The 15647-nt window shown below is 69.8% G+C and carries 10 protein-coding genes and 2 pseudogenes; 7 read left to right on the forward strand and 5 right to left on the reverse strand.

Annotated features, from left to right (window positions below; genetic code table 11):
* Positions 1-999, reverse strand: a pseudogene (locus VIM26_RS17780) (hypothetical protein); the annotation flags it as partial.
* 374 nt (positions 1000-1373) lie between these two features.
* Between VIM26_RS17780 and VIM26_RS17785 the strand changes: the two are divergent.
* Positions 1374-1937: a SigE family RNA polymerase sigma factor gene (locus VIM26_RS17785; protein WP_331953612.1), complete on the forward strand. Its 564-nt coding sequence runs from the start codon at positions 1374-1376 to the stop codon at positions 1935-1937.
* Complete coding sequence (locus tag VIM26_RS17790; RefSeq protein ID WP_331953614.1) at positions 1934-2878, forward strand: hypothetical protein; 945 nt, start codon at positions 1934-1936, stop codon at positions 2876-2878. Before VIM26_RS17785 ends, VIM26_RS17790 begins: the two co-directional genes overlap by 4 nt.
* A gap of 91 nt (positions 2879-2969) precedes the next feature.
* Here VIM26_RS17790 and VIM26_RS17795 read toward each other — a convergent pair whose 3' ends face one another.
* Both VIM26_RS17795 and VIM26_RS17800 read right to left on the reverse strand, forming a co-directional pair.
* Complete coding sequence (locus VIM26_RS17795) at positions 2970-4199, reverse strand: DUF4214 domain-containing protein (protein ID WP_331953616.1); 1230 nt, start codon at positions 4197-4199, stop codon at positions 2970-2972.
* A 267-nt stretch (positions 4200-4466) separates the two neighbouring features.
* A complete protein-coding gene (locus VIM26_RS17800) occupies positions 4467-5069 on the reverse strand; it encodes a hypothetical protein (protein WP_331953618.1) in 603 nt (200 codons plus the stop codon).
* Between the two features lie 64 nt (positions 5070-5133).
* Here VIM26_RS17800 and VIM26_RS17805 point away from each other — a divergent pair, with 64 nt between their 5' ends.
* The 5 genes from VIM26_RS17805 (at position 5134) to VIM26_RS17825 (ending at position 11507) form a co-directional block, all read left to right on the forward strand.
* On the forward strand, positions 5134-5502 hold the full coding sequence (locus VIM26_RS17805) for a metalloregulator ArsR/SmtB family transcription factor (RefSeq protein ID WP_331953620.1): 369 nt from the start codon (positions 5134-5136) through the stop codon (positions 5500-5502).
* An 82-nt stretch (positions 5503-5584) separates the two neighbouring features.
* Positions 5585-5965 carry an arsenite efflux transporter metallochaperone ArsD gene (gene arsD, locus VIM26_RS17810; RefSeq protein ID WP_331953622.1) on the forward strand — a complete coding sequence of 127 codons (381 nt, stop codon included), beginning with the start codon at positions 5585-5587 and terminating at the stop codon, positions 5963-5965.
* A 2-nt stretch (positions 5966-5967) separates the two neighbouring features.
* A complete protein-coding gene (gene arsA / locus VIM26_RS17815) occupies positions 5968-7857 on the forward strand; it encodes an arsenical pump-driving ATPase (RefSeq protein ID WP_331953624.1) in 1890 nt (629 codons plus the stop codon).
* A gap of 36 nt (positions 7858-7893) precedes the next feature.
* Positions 7894-9393, forward strand: coding sequence for an arsenic transporter (locus VIM26_RS17820; RefSeq protein ID WP_331953626.1), 1500 nt, complete (start codon positions 7894-7896; stop codon positions 9391-9393).
* 254 nt (positions 9394-9647) lie between these two features.
* On the forward strand, positions 9648-11507 hold the full coding sequence (locus VIM26_RS17825; protein WP_331953628.1) for a hypothetical protein: 1860 nt from the start codon (positions 9648-9650) through the stop codon (positions 11505-11507).
* A gap of 98 nt (positions 11508-11605) precedes the next feature.
* Here VIM26_RS17825 and VIM26_RS17830 read toward each other — a convergent pair whose 3' ends face one another.
* Together VIM26_RS17830 and VIM26_RS17835 are read right to left on the reverse strand one after the other, a co-directional pair.
* On the reverse strand, positions 11606-15082 hold the full coding sequence (locus tag VIM26_RS17830; RefSeq protein ID WP_331953630.1) for a glycoside hydrolase family 3 C-terminal domain-containing protein: 3477 nt from the start codon (positions 15080-15082) through the stop codon (positions 11606-11608).
* Between the two features lie 309 nt (positions 15083-15391).
* Positions 15392-15647 (reverse strand): annotated as a pseudogene (locus VIM26_RS17835) (carbohydrate ABC transporter permease); the annotation flags it as partial.

Here is a 15647-nt window from a genome sequence, read left to right on the forward strand (position 1 = left end):
GCCCCGCACCGGCTCCGGCAGCGGCTTGGCGAGCCGCTCGCGCGCCACCGGGTCGCCGGCCAGGGCCGCGATCACCTCGTGGTTCGCCAGCGTGTCGGCGCTCTGGTCCAGGTCCTCCACGAGCACCTGGCCGGGGTACACGAACGTGCCGACGAGCAGCCGCTCGGTGAGCTTGAAGTCCTCGAGCACGGCGGATCCGAGCGCCTCGAGCCGGTCCAGGGCCGGCCGCGGGTTGAAGCCCGAGCTCGTGAACGCGCCGCGCGCGACCGCGATCGGGTCGAGCAGGGCGCCACGGGACCGCAGCGCACGAGCCAGTATCGGGTTCAGCTCGAGCGACGGCTCGAGGCTGAGCTCGTAGTCGCTCGCGCCGCTGCCGCGCGCGTGCAGCGCGACGGGGCGCAGCAGCACGGGGGCGCGCACGGTGCGCGGCGGGTCGATCGGCGGCTCGGCCGGGTCGAGGTCGCCGTCGTGCTCGCCCGACGTCGGGTCGGGGTCGGGCTGGTCTGCGCGCTCAGCGGGGCGGGTCCGGGTCACCACGGCGAGCGCCGCGACGTCGTCGGTGGTGGCGGTGGCGGCCTCGGGCGACGTGCGCTCGATCCAGGTCGCCACGCCGATCGCCAGGTACGTCGGCGCGATGCCGTAGCGCTGCGCGTACTGCTCCGCGCGCGCCCCCACCGCGCGCGCCCGGCGCTTGGCGGTCGCGAGCGCGGCGCCCTCCCGGACGAGGTTCGACAGCCGGGTGTCGCGGCCCGCGAAGAGCTGGGCGATGCCCGACGGGTGGGCCGCGGACAGGTCGAGCGCGGCGTCGCCCAGGAGGTCGACGTCGGCCAGGGTGGAGGCACCGGCCGACTCGACCAGCGTCGTGCGCCACGTCGCGATGGCGGCGGTCACGAGCTCGGCGGTGGTCGGCGGTTCGACGACGCGCGGTGCAGCGGTGGGCTCGCGAGGCTCCGGCTCCGCGCCGGCGCTTCTCCCTGTGGTGTGCGCTGGAAGAGTCACCCCCAAACGCTAACCGCGAGGGCGCCGCATCGTGTAGCGGCCACGCCGGACATACCGGGGGGTTTCGATCGCACACGATGCCCTCGACGGTGGGGGCACGGGGATCGCGAGTTGAACAGTGCGCACCGCGCAGGGGGCCGGCGATGCGCACTGTCAGGATTATTCTGATACGCGGGTGCTAGGTAGGTCAAACCCGGGCAAGCGAAACGTCACCCGTTTGCCGTAACGGCGGTCCGTGGTCCGATGCGGCACACACGGCCGACCGGTCGGCGGCGGCACTCAACCTTTGGGCGGCGCCGATCGTGTACTAGTCATGAGAGCGATGGTGGTCGCAGGGCCCATTCGGAGCAGGTGAGCCGAAGACAGGGGACGACATGGACGTCGTGCCCATCTCGAGCGGGGTGGTCGACCGGGAGGCCGAGTTCACCGAGTTCATGGCGCGCGCGGCGCCCGCACTGGCCCGCACTGCGTGGCTGCTGTGCGGCGACGAGCACCAGGCCGAGGAGCTCGTGCAGCTGGCCCTGACGCGCACCTACCTCAAGTGGTCGATCGCCCGGCAGCGCGATCCGCTGGCGTACACCCGTCGCACGCTGGCCAACCTGCGCATCGACTCGTGGCGCAAACGCCGTCGGGAGGTCCTGATGGCCCCCGCCGACGTCCCCGAGGGCGAGATCGTGAGCGGCGCCGAGCTGCACGCCAGGCGCGACCAGCTCGTCCGGGCGCTCGCCACGCTCAGCACCCGGCAGCGCCGGATCGTGGTGCTGCGCCACCTCGAGGGACTCTCGGAGCGGGAGGTCGCCGAGGACCTCGGGATCTCGGTCGGGACCGTGAAGTCGACCGCGTCGCGCGGGCTGGCCCAGCTGCGCGCCGAGCTGCACCAGAGCACCGAACATCTGCCCGCGAACGCCGGAACGTCGAACACGAGGAGCGGATCATGACCCAGGACCAGGACTTCTTGAGCTTCCTGCGCGCCCGGGTCGACGAGGTCGGCCCGGTGATCGCGGTCGACACCAGCCGGGTGGTGCCGCGCGCCCGCCGGCGCCGGACCGTCAGCCGCATCGGCGGTGCGCTCTCGCTGACGCTGGTGCTCGGCGGCGCGGGCTGGGTCCTCGACGCTCAGCCGTGGAGCTCGACCGCCGTCGTGCCGGCGGGGCACGGTGGTCTTCGCGTGGCCGGGGAGGTCGACCCGACTCCGACGGCAGAACCCTCGGTGAGCGCGGCCGCGGCGGGCTGGCCCGACGCGCCGTTCTGGCACACGGTCGAAGAGTCGCACGAGAGCGCCGGGCAGGTACACAAGCGCGAAACCTGGAGTGGTCACACGAAGCCCGGAATGTTCACCGATGACGGCGACCTGGCCAACGCAATGTTCGCCGGTCCGTCGGGCTGGGGAAACCTGCTCATCAATGGCAAATGGACGCTCGTCAACTGGGACGTCCTATACACGCTCCCGACCGACCCGACCGCCCTCGAAGCGCTCTTCCGGGCGAGCGTCGAACCCGACCGCGGCCAGGGCACGGACGACGACAAGATCTTCAGCATGGTCCGCGACATGCAGCTCAACAACCCCGGTCCGCCCGCATTGACGAAGGCACTGTGGACCATCATGGCCGGGATGCCGAACGCGAAGGTCACGCCCGGTATCCGCGATCATCTGAACCGGCCCGGCTCGTTGATCGAGTACACCGGTTCCGACGGTGCCGGCGGCGCGAGCGATCACGGCGGGAACTACACGATGGTCTTCGATCCCGACAATGGTCGACTGCTCGAGCAACGCGAATCCGGCAGCTGGGCGACGGTTCTCGAGGAGGGCCCGGCAACCACCACCCCGATCGAGCCCTCGCTCGAGAAGAGCGGCTGCACGAACTGGGCGACCTGCTGAGCACCGCGACTCCGACAATGGCCAGGCCGGCCCACCGGGTGCTTACCACCCGATGGGTCGGCCTGGCCGTACGACGCCGGTGAACCGGCGACTACTCCGCCTTCGTGTAGTACTCCGCGCTCGAGACAATCCCGCCGATGACGGCCTCGGTCCGGTAGCCCTTCTGGATCAGCGGCACCCACTTGGCGAGCCCACCCGGGTCGATCTCGCGATTGAGCAGGTGCTCGTAGTAGCCGTTGACCACGGTCGTCAGGCGTTCTGTGGACATCACGAAGCTCTTGGCAACGTCCAGCCTCGACGGTGTCACCGCCAATACGCCGACCCAGTTCTGCACCTCGGAAGGGCCCGCAGTACGACCAAGAACATCCTGGTAGAGGCGCGCGACCCACGCTGGGTCCGTGCCGCCGGCCTTGTTGTAGTACTCCTGGGAGGCCACGAATCCCGATTCCATCGTCTGAATCGTCATGCCTCCGGCCATGGCACCGAGCCACGTCGTCAGCCCGCCGGCATCAGGGTCCCGGCCGAGGAACTCGCGGTAGGCCCCCGTGATGAGCCCGCTGCGGTACTCGTTCGAGCGGGTGATGGCGTTCGCAACGCCCACGCGGGGTGAGCCGGCGTTGAGGAGCTTGCTCCAGCTCGCCAGCCCTGCGGGCTCGGGATAGCGGTTGAAGAGGTCCCGGTACACCCAGTTCACATAGCGTGTGGTCACGTCCGGGTCCGGGATCGCCCGGCCCGTCCACCACGAGGTGTTTTCCCAGGCACCGGGCCAGCTCAGCGAGACGTGTACGTGGTCGGTGTGCGGAATGGGGCCGGTGTAGGTCCGCCAGCTGGCATATTGGCTCGAATTGCTCCAGATGCGCTTGTTCCAGATGACATACATCACGCCCAGGCGGCGGGCGTTGAACCCGACCTTGCCGTCGGGACCAGCGGCGGTGAGCCAGTTGGTGAAGCTGTCGCCGGCGGCCTTCTCCGCAGGATTGCTGACGAGCACGCCCCAGTCGAACGCCCGCCCCTCCTTGTGCTCGCTCGTTCCGCCGATGTCGCACGCGCGGGTGATCCCGAGGTTCCGACCGATCTTGTAATAGCTCAGGGCGAGGTTCAGAAGGTAGGTGGCGCCGGGCTTCGCCGTCGGGGAACACGTCGACTGCGCCTGGTAGTGCGCGTATCCGTCGATCGGGTTCGGGGCAGGCGCCGGAGCGCTCGGCCCGGCCGGGAGCGTCGCGGCCTGCGCCGTCGAGACTCCCCCTCCGAACAGGGCGAGTGCGAGCGCGAGAGCGGCGATACGTGCTGGTCGAGCAGCGATCTCCGTGAATGAGCGCATGATCCTCCGAGCCAGATGAATGATTCGCGACTGTGACCGCCGAACACCACGTGCCATGGGCACGCCGCTGGTGGAAGTCGCAATTCGTCTGTCACCAGGACTTTTCATCGGCGCCGTGTCCATGCCGGCGACCGCGCGGGCGCGTGCCCACGCCGAAACCAACACCTGCCTCATCGGCAATCGCGCGGTGGGCCTGAAGGCTTGGGTAGGAGCAAATCGGTTCGCGGCACTGCGCATCGCGGAGCTCACGGGTCGAGGATCCGGACCCTAGACGTGGGGCAGTTCCTTCCCGCCTACCCTTTCGCGCGCTCGATGGCTCGCCGAGAACAGGCGCCAGACGAGAACCGGCCAGCCGACGATCGCGGGAAGCCACACCCACCAGGGGACGCCGTAACGATCCTCGACCGCGGAGCTCGCCATCGCGATCCCGAACCAGCCTGCGATCGGGAGCGTCACCCAGAATCGCCCTGCCAGGAATCCCCGGTACGTCGCGAGTCGGATCTTGAACTCCAGCGCGTACTCGTTCGAGCCGAGCGCCTCCCAGACGCCGCGGGCGGACTCGATCACCACGGGATCGTCGTCGGCGTCGATCAGCATCACGCTGGTTTGCCAGCGCGTCCACGACTCGTCGGCTTCGCTCTGTTCGAGGCGCTCAAGCCGCTCGAGCACCACCGCGTCGGTGGCGGCCCGCTCGTGAACGAGGGCGCGCAGCACTCCGTAGCGCTCGGCAACCACGTCATCGGGCAGGCCACCGAGCCTGCGCCCGCCGCCGGCAAGTGCCGCCGGCCGGGCACGGGCGAGTGCCCCCGCGATCAGCGCGTCGGAGTTCACCGGGATCTCCCACGGGAACCTCGTCGGCACGACTCGCACGGCATCAGGGTAGGGCCCGCGTGAGGGATCGACGGTTGTCAATGCGGCGCCGCATACTGGCGAGATGACCGCCACCGCCCTGACGCTGACACCCGCCCCGACCGGGGCCGACGACGCCTGCTGCTCCTCGGTGACCGGCACGCCGCTGACGGCCGATGCGGCCGAACAGCTCGCGGTCCTCCTCAAGGCCCTCGCCGAGCCCATGCGACTGCGACTGCTGTCCCTCGTCGCCGCCCACGAGGACGGCGAGGCGTGCGTGTGCGACCTCACCGCGCCCGTCGGCCTGAGCCAGTCGACCGTCTCCCACCACCTCAAGGTCCTCGTCGACGCGGGGCTGCTCACGCGCGAGAAGCGCGGCGTGTGGTCCTACTACCGGCTCGTCCCCGACGTCCTCGACACCGTCGCGGACGCCCTCTCCACCCGAGCCCGCTGACTGCCGGTACGGCGCCGGCACTCCTCGACGTGGTGCTACCGTGAAGTAAGGCATCGATGAGCATCGATTTAAGGGGCAGTCCGTGGCGACCGTAGAGATCTTCGACCCGGCGATGTGCTGCTCGACCGGGGTGTGCGGCACGGAGGTGGACCCGACCCTGTCGACGTTCGCGGCCGACCTCGCGTGGCTAGCGAGCCAGGGCGTCGCCGTCGAGCGGGCGACCCTCTCGCAGGAGCCCGGCAAGTTCGTCGCCAACGCGTCCGTCCGGGTGGCTCTCGAGGCGAGCGGCCCCGCTGCGCTGCCGGCGATCGTCGTCGACGGCGTGCTCAGGTCCACCGGCGCCTACCCCGCACGCGCGCAGATCGCTGCCTGGGTCGGGCTGAGCCCAGCGGGCGTTCCCGACCGAACGCCGTCGCTGCTGCCGATGGCCGGCGGTTGCTGCGGCGGTTCGGGCGCCTGCTGAGCATGTCCGACACCTCGCTCGCCACCGCACTGCACGCCGCGCCCGGCCGGGTGCTGGCCGGGGTCCTCACGGACCCGACCCGCTACCTGTTCTTCACGGGCAAAGGCGGCGTGGGCAAGACGTCGTGCGCGGCCGCGACGGCGATCGCGCTGGCCGACGCCGGCCGCCGGGTGCTGATCGTCTCCACCGATCCGGCCAGCAACCTGGTCGAGGTGTTCGCCATGGGCGACGTCTCCGGCTCCGCGCCGGTGCCCGTGCCGGGCGTGACCGGGCTCGACGTCGTGAACATCGATCCGGCCGCCGCGGCCGCGGAGTACCGCGAGCGCGTCGTCGGCCCCTACCGGGCCGTCCTGCCGGCGGCGGCGGTGTCGTCGATCGAGGAGGAGCTGTCCGGGTCCTGCACGGTCGAGGTCGCCGCGTTCAACGAGTTCGTCGCGCTGCTCACCGACCCGCAGATCGCGACGGCGTACGACCACATCGTGTTCGACACCGCACCCACCGGCCACACGCTGCGCCTGCTCGCCCTGCCCGCCGCGTGGACCGGGTTCCTCGAGACGAACACCGCCGGTGTCACGTGCGTCGGACCCGTATCCGCGCTGGGTCAGGCGCAGGAGTCCTACGCCGACAGCCTCGCGACCCTGCGCGACCCGGACCTGACCACGATGGTGCTGGTCACCCGGCCGGAGCCGTCCGCCCTTGCCGAGGCGGAGCGCGCGTCACGCGAGCTCGGCGAGCTCGCGATGTCCCACCAGCGGCTGATCGTCAACGGAGTCTTCACCGCGTACGACGCCGACGACGACTTCGCGACCGCGCGCCAAGACCGCGAGAACGAAGCCCTGGCCGACCTGCCGACGACGTGGGGCCACGCGCAGTCCGTCGACACCGTCCCCCTGCTCCCCCGCGCCCCGATGGGCATCGGTGGGCTGCGGGCCGTCCTGCGCCCGGAGCCCTGGCTCCCGCCCGCCGACGAGCCCGGGCTGCCCGACCTCGCGACGACCGCCCTGCGCGAGCTGATCGACGCCGTCGCCTCGGCCGGGCCGAGCATCGTGATGACGATGGGCAAGGGCGGCGTCGGCAAGACGACGATCGCGGCGGCGATCGCCCTCGCGCTCGCCGAACGTGGCCTGCCGGTCTCCCTGACGACGACGGACCCCGCCGCGCACGTCGACGACGTGCTGCCGGACCCACCCGCGAACCTGACGATCACCCGGATCGACCCGGTCGCCGAGACCGCGAGCTACACCGCGCACGTCCTGGATACCGCCGGCGCGCAGCTCGATCCCGCCGCCCGTGATCTGCTCGCCGAGGACCTGCGGTCCCCGTGCACCGAGGAGGTCGCGGTCTTCCACGCGTTCGCCCGCACGATCGCCGACGCGGACGGCCGATTCGTCGTCATCGACACGGCGCCGACGGGCCACACGCTGCTCCTGCTGGAGTCCTCACAGTCCTTCGCCCGCCAGGCAAGCAGCTCACCGGGCCACGATGCGAGCAGCCCGGCCGCCCGGCTGTTCGGGTCCCTCAGCGACCCCGCCCGCACCCGCATCCTCCTGGTCGCCCTGCCGGAGGCGACTCCGGTCCACGAGGCTCAGGACCTGCAGGCCGACCTGGCACGCGCAGGTCTGACGCCCTACACATGGGTGGTCAACAGCGCGCTGTCGGCGACCTCGACGACGGATCCGGTGCTGCGCGCCCGCGCGACCCAGGAGGGCCGCTGGCTCGCCGAGATCGCTCGCTCAAGTCCGCGACCGCCGGCTCTCGTCCCCTGGGTCGCCCGGATTCCGGTTGGAGCGGGCGGGCTGCACCAGCTCACCGCGTGGCCGCCCGACCGCCGCAGCACCCGACGCGCGCCCGCACCAGCGGGCGCGCGGCCTCCTCGCGCGCGGATCGAATGACCCGATGACAATCTCACCTCACCTGGAGCGCCCTGCATGCTGCTTGCCCTGATCATCTTCGCGGCCACCTTGACCCTGGTGATCTGGCAGCCGAGGGGGCTCGGCATCGGGTGGAGCGCTCTGGGCGGCGCGGGCGCGGCACTGGCGACCGGCGTTGTGCACCTCGCGGACGTACCGGCGGTGTGGGGGCTGGTGTGGAACGCCACCGCGACGTTCGTCGCGGTCATCCTCATCTCGCTCGTGCTCGACGAGGCCGGCACCTTCGAGTGGGCCGCGCTGCACGTGGCGCGCTGGGGCCGGGGCAACGGCCGGACGCTGTTCAACCTCATCGTCGTGCTCGGTGCGGCGATCGCGTCGGTCTTCGCCAACGACGGCGCCGCACTGATCCTGACCCCGATCGTCTTCTCGATCCTGCTGACCCTGAGGTTCACGCCCCGCGCCGCGTTCGCGTTCGTCATCGCGACCGGCTTCGTCGCCGACACCACGTCCCTGCCACTGGTCGTGTCCAACCTCGTCAACATCGTCTCGGCGGACTTCTTCGGCCTCACGTTCGCGCGGTACGCCCTGGTGATGATCCCCGTCAGCCTCGCCTCGCTCGCGGCGACCCTGGTCGTCCTGCGGGTGTTCTTCCGCAAGTCCATCCCCGCCCGTTACGACGTCGCGAATCTGGCGACTCCGGCCGACGTCGTCGCCGACCGCCTGACCTTCCGCGCCGGGTGGATCGCGATGGTCGTCCTGCTCGTGGGCTACTTCGCCGCGGACCCGCTCGGTATCCCGATTTCCGCCGTCGCGGCCGGCTGCGCGGTGGCGATCGTGCTGGTCGCGGCCCGCCGTCCGGCCTGGGCGTTCCGGCTCGCCCGCACCGCCGGGAGCACCGCCGGGAGCACCGCTGCACCCGGACTCCGGACGGCGGACGGCGTCCCGGCCGCGCGCTTCGACCTGGGGTCCGGGACCGAGCCCGGCACCGCCAGCGTGACGGTCGCCGTCCGCGAGCGCGCCGGGGGGACCGCCCCGCGTGAACCGGCGGACTCCGGACCGCGCGGAACGATCCGCGTGGGTGCAGTGCTGCGCTCGGCGCCCTGGCAGGTCGTGCTCTTCAGCCTCGGCATGTACCTGGTGGTCTACGGCCTGCGGAACCAGGGCCTGACGCACACCTTCGGTCACGTGTTCACCGCGTTCGCCGGCCATGGACCGCTCGCCACGGCCGGCGGGACGGGCCTGCTCGTCGCGGGGATGTCCTCGATCATGAACAACATGCCCACGGTGCTGGTCGCGGCCCTCGGCATCGACGCCGCCCAGACGACCGGGATCACCCACGAGCTGATGGTCTACGCGACCGTCATCGGGGCCGACCTCGGCCCGAAGATCACCCCGATCGGGAGCCTGGCCACTCTGCTGTGGCTGCACGTGCTGGACCGCAAGGGCATGCACATCAGCTGGGGGACCTACTTCCGCGTCGGCATCGTGCTGACGCTGCCCGTGCTCGCCGTGACGTTGCTCGCCATGGTGGGCTGGCTCACCCTGATCGGAGCCTGAGGTGGTGCAGTCCCGCCTCGGGCCGGCGGCACCGCGTGCACCGTATGGGTGATTCTGACCCCATACGTGATGGTTTCGCGTCATTGCGGGTCGATCCTCGGTAACTTGCGGTTCGACAGGTCGCGTGGCGCACCGCATTGGTCGGCGCCCCGGAGTCCGGGAGACCAAGGGGTCGCGCCGTGCGTGGTAGCCGAACGAGCCGTAGGACCGTGGACGTTTCGGGTCGCTCCGAGCGTGGCCGACGATTCGTGCCCATGTGTGTGGCGCTGGTTCTCGGCTGCCTCGGTCTCGTCGTCGCGCCGATGGCTCAGGGGGTCGTGTACGGCCCCGGGACGATGACGATCTCGCCGGCGTCCATCGCGGCGGGCAGCTCCTGGAAGACGTTCACGCTGCGCTACACCGCGCCGAGCACGGGCAAGGTCTCGGGGGCCGTGGCGGTGCTTGTGCCCACCTCGGGCGACACCGCGACGGCGTTCGGCCCGGTTCCGGCGGGCACGAACGTCACGGTCCAGCCAGGCACCTGCACCTCAGCGGCGCTGGCGACGACGGCGTTCACCAAGACCAGCAGGACCACCTACCCGGGTGACGCTCCGGGCACCCAGATCAACACGGTCGTCAACTGCCCGGCCGGGGCCTACTTCACCCTGACGTACAAGAGCAGCAGCACCCCGCGCAAGGCGCAGGGCTACACCTTCTACACGACTGTCGCCGCAGTACCGATCAAGACGCAACCGGTCGAGACCGTGGTCCCCCGATCCGCGGTGTCGCTCGCGGTCACGGCCCCAGCCACGGTCACCGCGGGGACCCCGTTCAGCGTGAAGGTCACCGCCAAGGACACCTACGCGAACACCGCTACCTCCTACCGGGGCACCATCGGTTTCACCAGCAGCGACCCAGGAGCGTCGGTCCTGCCCGCCGGCTACACGTTCACGGCGACCGACAAGGGCGCCCACACCTTCACCGGTGTGGTCCTGCCCACGGCGGGACCACAGTCCATCGTCGCGAAAGACACCGTCAACACCACCATCACCGGATCAGCCACCACGGTCGTGGTTGTGTACACCGCGTACGCCTGGGGCGACAACGGCGCCGGCCAGCTGGGCGACGGCACCACCACCAACCGCCCGACGCCGGTGATCGTGGGCACCGATGCCCACTGGGCGTCGGTCAGGACCAGCTACGGACACACGGTGGCGGTCAAGACCGACGGCACCCTGTGGGCCTGGGGTGGCAACTGGTATGGCCAGCTCGGTGACGGCACCACCATCACCCGGTCGACGCCGGTCCAGGTGGGCACCGACACGCACTGGGCGTCGGTCGCACCCGGCGGTGTCCATACCGTGGCGGTGAAGACCGACGGCACCCTGTGGGCCTGGGGCGACAACATGAATGGCCAGCTCGGTGATGGCACCACCGTCACCCGGTTGACGCCGGTGCAGGTGGGCACCGACACCCACTGGGCGTCGGTCACGGCCGGCTATGCCCACACGGTGGCGGTGAAGACCGACGGCACCCTGTGGGCCTGGGGTTACAACTGGAATGGCGAGCTGGGTGACGCCAGCACCACCGACCGGTCCACGCCGGTCCAGGTGGGTACCGACACCCAATGGGCCTCGGCCACGGCCGGCGAGACGTACACGGTGGCGATGAAGACCGACCACACCCTGTGGACCTGGGGCTGGAACGCGGACGGCCAGCTGGGTGACGGCACCACCACCGACCGGCACACGCCGGGGCAGGTAGGCACCGACACCCACTGGGCCTCGATCGCGCCCGGCGACACGGACACGGTCGCGGTCAAGACCGACCACACCCTGTGGACCTGGGGCTACAACGGGTTCGGCCAGCTGGGGGACGGCACCACCACCGACCGGCACGCACCGGTCCAGGTGGGCACCAACACCACCTGGGCCTCGATCGCAGCAGGCGAGGGCCACGCGGCGGCGGTCAAGACCGACGGCACCTTGTGGACCTGGGGCGCGAACGTGGACGGCCAGCTGGGCGACGGCACCACCACCGACCGGCACACGCCGGGACAGGTAGGCACCGACACCCACTGGGCCTCGGTCACGGCCAGCCAGTACTACACCGTGGCGCTCCTCCGCGCAGGATGATCCAGAGAAGTCTGCGGTTGGCGTCGTTCCCTAGCCATCCCGGCGCCGTGTCGCCCTGGGGCATGGCGGCACGGCGCCGGATGGATCTACTCCGAGCCCTACTGCGTCACGATGTCGAAGATATGCATTCGACCGTTCGTCGGCAGGGTCAGGTAGGAGATCTGCTTGCCCGCCGTGATCGGCAGGTTCGCCGCATACACACCGACAATCTGGTTGGGGTCACCCCCTACGTCGGCGGATCGCTTGTTCCAGTGCGTGCTGACCGCCAGCGTCGTGCCCGTCAGCGGGTGCGCCCCGTACCAGTCCGCGTAGCTCAACGATGCATCCGATGTCGTGCCATCGGTGTAGGTCACGGTGATCGTGCCGGTCGCGTCACCGTTGTTGGCGGTGCCGAGAACCGAGAGCGACGTGCCGGACCCACTCATTGCGACGATCTGGCTGGCGGTGGTCACCATGTCGTTCGTCCCCGCGGGCACGTTCGGCCAGGTGAAGTTGGCCCCGCCGCTGGTCAGTGTCGACCCGGGCGTGACACCTGCCGCAGCCAGCCCCTGGAACGAGATGCTGTTGCCCGCCCCATCGAGGTTGCCGACGCTCGGGTTGGCATCGTCGGTGATGCCGATCCCGTTGAACGCGTCCGACAGTCCGGCGTAAGCGACCTGCGTCGTCGTCGAATCCGTCGACGGATGCGCGTCCTCGCCCTGGTACAGCGTCGTGGCCAAGAGGGTGGCCTTGCCTCCGGTCGCCGAAGCCGGCACCGTGACCTGCCAACTGGTGCCCACGCTTTGCCCGGGGGCCACGGTATCGAAGGTGCTCGCCGAGGTCGCCGTGGCGCTCCAGCCAGCGGGCAGGGTCAGCGCGGTGACCGCGTGCCGCACCGGCTGCGTGGCGCCGTTGGCAAAGGCGGTCCGAACCGTCACCGTGGTAGCTGGCTTGACGACCGACGGGGCCGACACCGTGGTGCTCTCGGGCCCGCTGGTGTGCGTCACCTCGAACGTGCCGGCCAGCGGCACCGAGCGCGACGAGTCGCCAACCAGCACCCGGTAGGTGCCCGCACCGAGGCTCCACTTGTGCGCCCCGCTCCAGTAGGAGGCGTCCTTCGCGGAGATCGTGAATGTCACCTTCCGGGTCTGCCCGGGCTGCAGATAGACCTTCTGGAAGCCCTTGAGCTGCTTGGGCGGCTCAGCGGTCGAGGCCGGGTCAGACAGGTAGAGCTGGGCCACGTCGGCGCCGGCGCGCTGGCCGGTGTTCGTGACGTCAGCAGTGACGCTCAGGTGGCCGTTCTCGGACAGGCTCGTCTGGCTGACGCGCACGTTGCTGAACGCGAAGTTGGTGTAGGACAACCCGTAGCCGAAGGGGTACAGCGGCGTCAGGTTCTTCGCGTCGTAGTGGCGGTATCCCACGTTGATGCCCTCGGAGTACTGCACGGTGCCGTTGGTCCCGGGCCACTGAGCATCCGTGGCGGCCGGTACCTGGCCCAGTGACTTCGGGAACGTGACCGGCAGCTTTCCGGACGGATTCACGTCCCCGTACAGCAGCGCCGCGATGGCGTTGCCGGCCTGCTGGCCTGGGTACCAGGCCTCAAAGACCCCGGCGACCTTGTCGAGCCACGGCATCGTCACCGCCGAGCCGGTGTTGAGCACGACGATGGTGTTCGGGTTTGCCGCGGCGACCTTCTCGATGAGCGCGTTCTGATCGGCCGGCAGGTCGATGTTGGACAGGTCGCTGCCCTCGGACTCGTTGAGGTTGGCGTACACGACTGCGACGTCGGCCTTCGCCGCGGCCGCAGCGGCGTCGCCGGCCAGGTCCTGGTTCGGCAGCAGCCAACCGAGATTCACCGACGCGTCCCCGGTGCCCTGGAAGAAGTCGGCCTCGATCTGGACCGGCTGCCCGGCCGTCAACGTCACCTGTCCGGTCTTGGTGGTGTACTGCTGGTAGTTCCAGTTGTCGACCACCGCTTGGCCGTTGATGAGCAACCGGCTGCCGTCGTCACTACCGAGCCCGAAGGTGTACGTGCCACTGACCGGCGGGGTGAGCGTGCCGGTCCACTTCGTGGAGAAGTTCGCGCCGGCCACCCCGGGCGCGGGCGCCGCGCCGTTCCAGGCGAACTTGACCTGCTGGTCGATCCGGGACGCCGTCGGCGTGCCGGTCAGCGGGGTGTCCTTGGTGGTGTCCGCGTAGTAGTCACCCTGCAGCCCGTGCCCGGTACCCGAGGGCGGCGTGAAGTAGGTGCTGTCGATCGGGTAGCCCGTCGGACCACCCACGTTGCCCTGGGAGTAGGTCACCGTCGCGCTCGAGCCGGCCCGTGCCTTGATCCCCTGATAGGGCGTGATGATTCCGGTTCCGTTGATCTGTGCGCTGCCGCCGCCATTGGTCAATGTGTCGATGCCGGCCCCGTCACCGATCACCGCGATCGAGTGGGTCGTGGAGCTGCTCAACGGCAGCACCTTGTTGGCGTTCTTCAGCAAGACGGTGCCCTGCTCTGCCGTGCTGAGCGCGGTCGCCACGTGCGCAGGGGTGGACGCCGTCGCGTCCGCGGTGTCGGGCGAGGGGTGCTCGAAGAGGCCGAACCGGAACTCTTGAGCCAGGATCCGGCTGACCATGTCGTCGACCCGGCTCTGAGCGACCTGGCCGGCCTGCACGGCTGCCTTCAGCGCAGGGCCGAAGTAGGTGCCGTCTGGCATCTCCACGTCCAGGCCCGCGTTGGCCGAGGCCACCGTGCTATGCGTGCCGCCCCAGTCGGAGACGATGAAACCCTTGAAGCCGAACTCGTTCTTCATGATGTTGTCGAGGTAGGTGTTCTCGCAAGCGAACGCTCCATTGACTGCGGAGTACGAGCACATGGCCGATGCCGGGTTGGACTTGCTGACCACGGTGTCGAAGGCGCTCGTGTAGATCTCGTGCACGGCCCGGTCGCTGACGATCGCGTTGTCCGACTCGGTGTTGCGGTTGGCCTCCTGGTTGTACACGGCCAGGTGCTTGACCTGGGCCATCACGCCCTGGTCCTGGATGCCCTGGACATCAGCCGCGCCGATCTGCCCGGCGAGGTAGGGGTCCTCCCCGAAGCTCTCGAAGGCCCGGCCCCACCGCGGGTCACGCACGACGTTGATCGTCGGACCGAGGTCGACATCGACGCCCTTGGTCTTGTCCTCCGCGCCGATGAGGCTGCCGAAAGACTTCGCGACCGACGGGTCGAACGAGGCCGCGACCGCGGTGCCGGACGGCAGTTGCGTCGTCCCGGCGAGTCGCACACCGGCCGGGCCGTCCTGCATCTTCAGCGCCGGGATGCACAGCCGCTTGTCGCCCGGGATGTAGCCGGTGTACGGCGTGTACGTGGCCCCGTGGACCATCGTGATCTTCTCGTCGAGGGTCATCTTGCTGACCACCTGCGCGGTGCGCTGGGCGACCGGCGCCGTCGACCCGACCCAGGGACAGGCAGCGCTCGACGTGGAGGCGGGCGCGACCCGCGCCGGAGCGGGTGCGGCCACCGCCTGCCCCGCGGACGGGACGAGGAGCCCCGCCGCGGCGGTGATGGCGGCGGCGAACCCGACGAACAGCCTCGATCTGCGGCTATGCATACTCGTTGGTGACATAGATCTGAAACTCCTCAATAGGGTCCGCGTCCGATGATTGTCGGTTTGTGCGGCTCATGTTTGGATTACATAACTCACTCGCCCGCACGGCACCATCTTCTGATTCCGTGGGGCAATCCACAGACGCTGGTCATCCAATTCTTGGACATGTACATCGAGGCGCGCTCATGCGATCTAAAGAGGGACGTAGCGAGGATCGAAGATAGTCACGTGCATCCAAGTTTTTGGACGAACGGCGAGGTTGTCGCGACATCTACTGATGACGGCAGACAGGGGGAATGGCGCCGCGGTGGGTCAGCCCTTGACTGCGCCGAAGATGACGCCCTTGGTGAAGTGGCGTTGGACGAAGGGGTAGACGAGCAGGATCGGGACGATGGCGAGGACCATGACGGCCATCTGCAGCGGCAGTCCGGTGACGGCGCCCTTGACGACGTCGGCGGTCCCGGTGCCGCCGCCGGGCAGGCTCACGCCCTGCAGGACGTAGGAGCGCAGCACGAGCTGCAGCGGCCATTTGGCGTTGTCGTTGATGTACAGGACCGCGTTGAAGAAC

The organism is Pengzhenrongella sp. (genome assembly GCF_036565025.1).
Classification (GTDB): domain Bacteria; phylum Actinomycetota; class Actinomycetes; order Actinomycetales; family Cellulomonadaceae; genus Pengzhenrongella.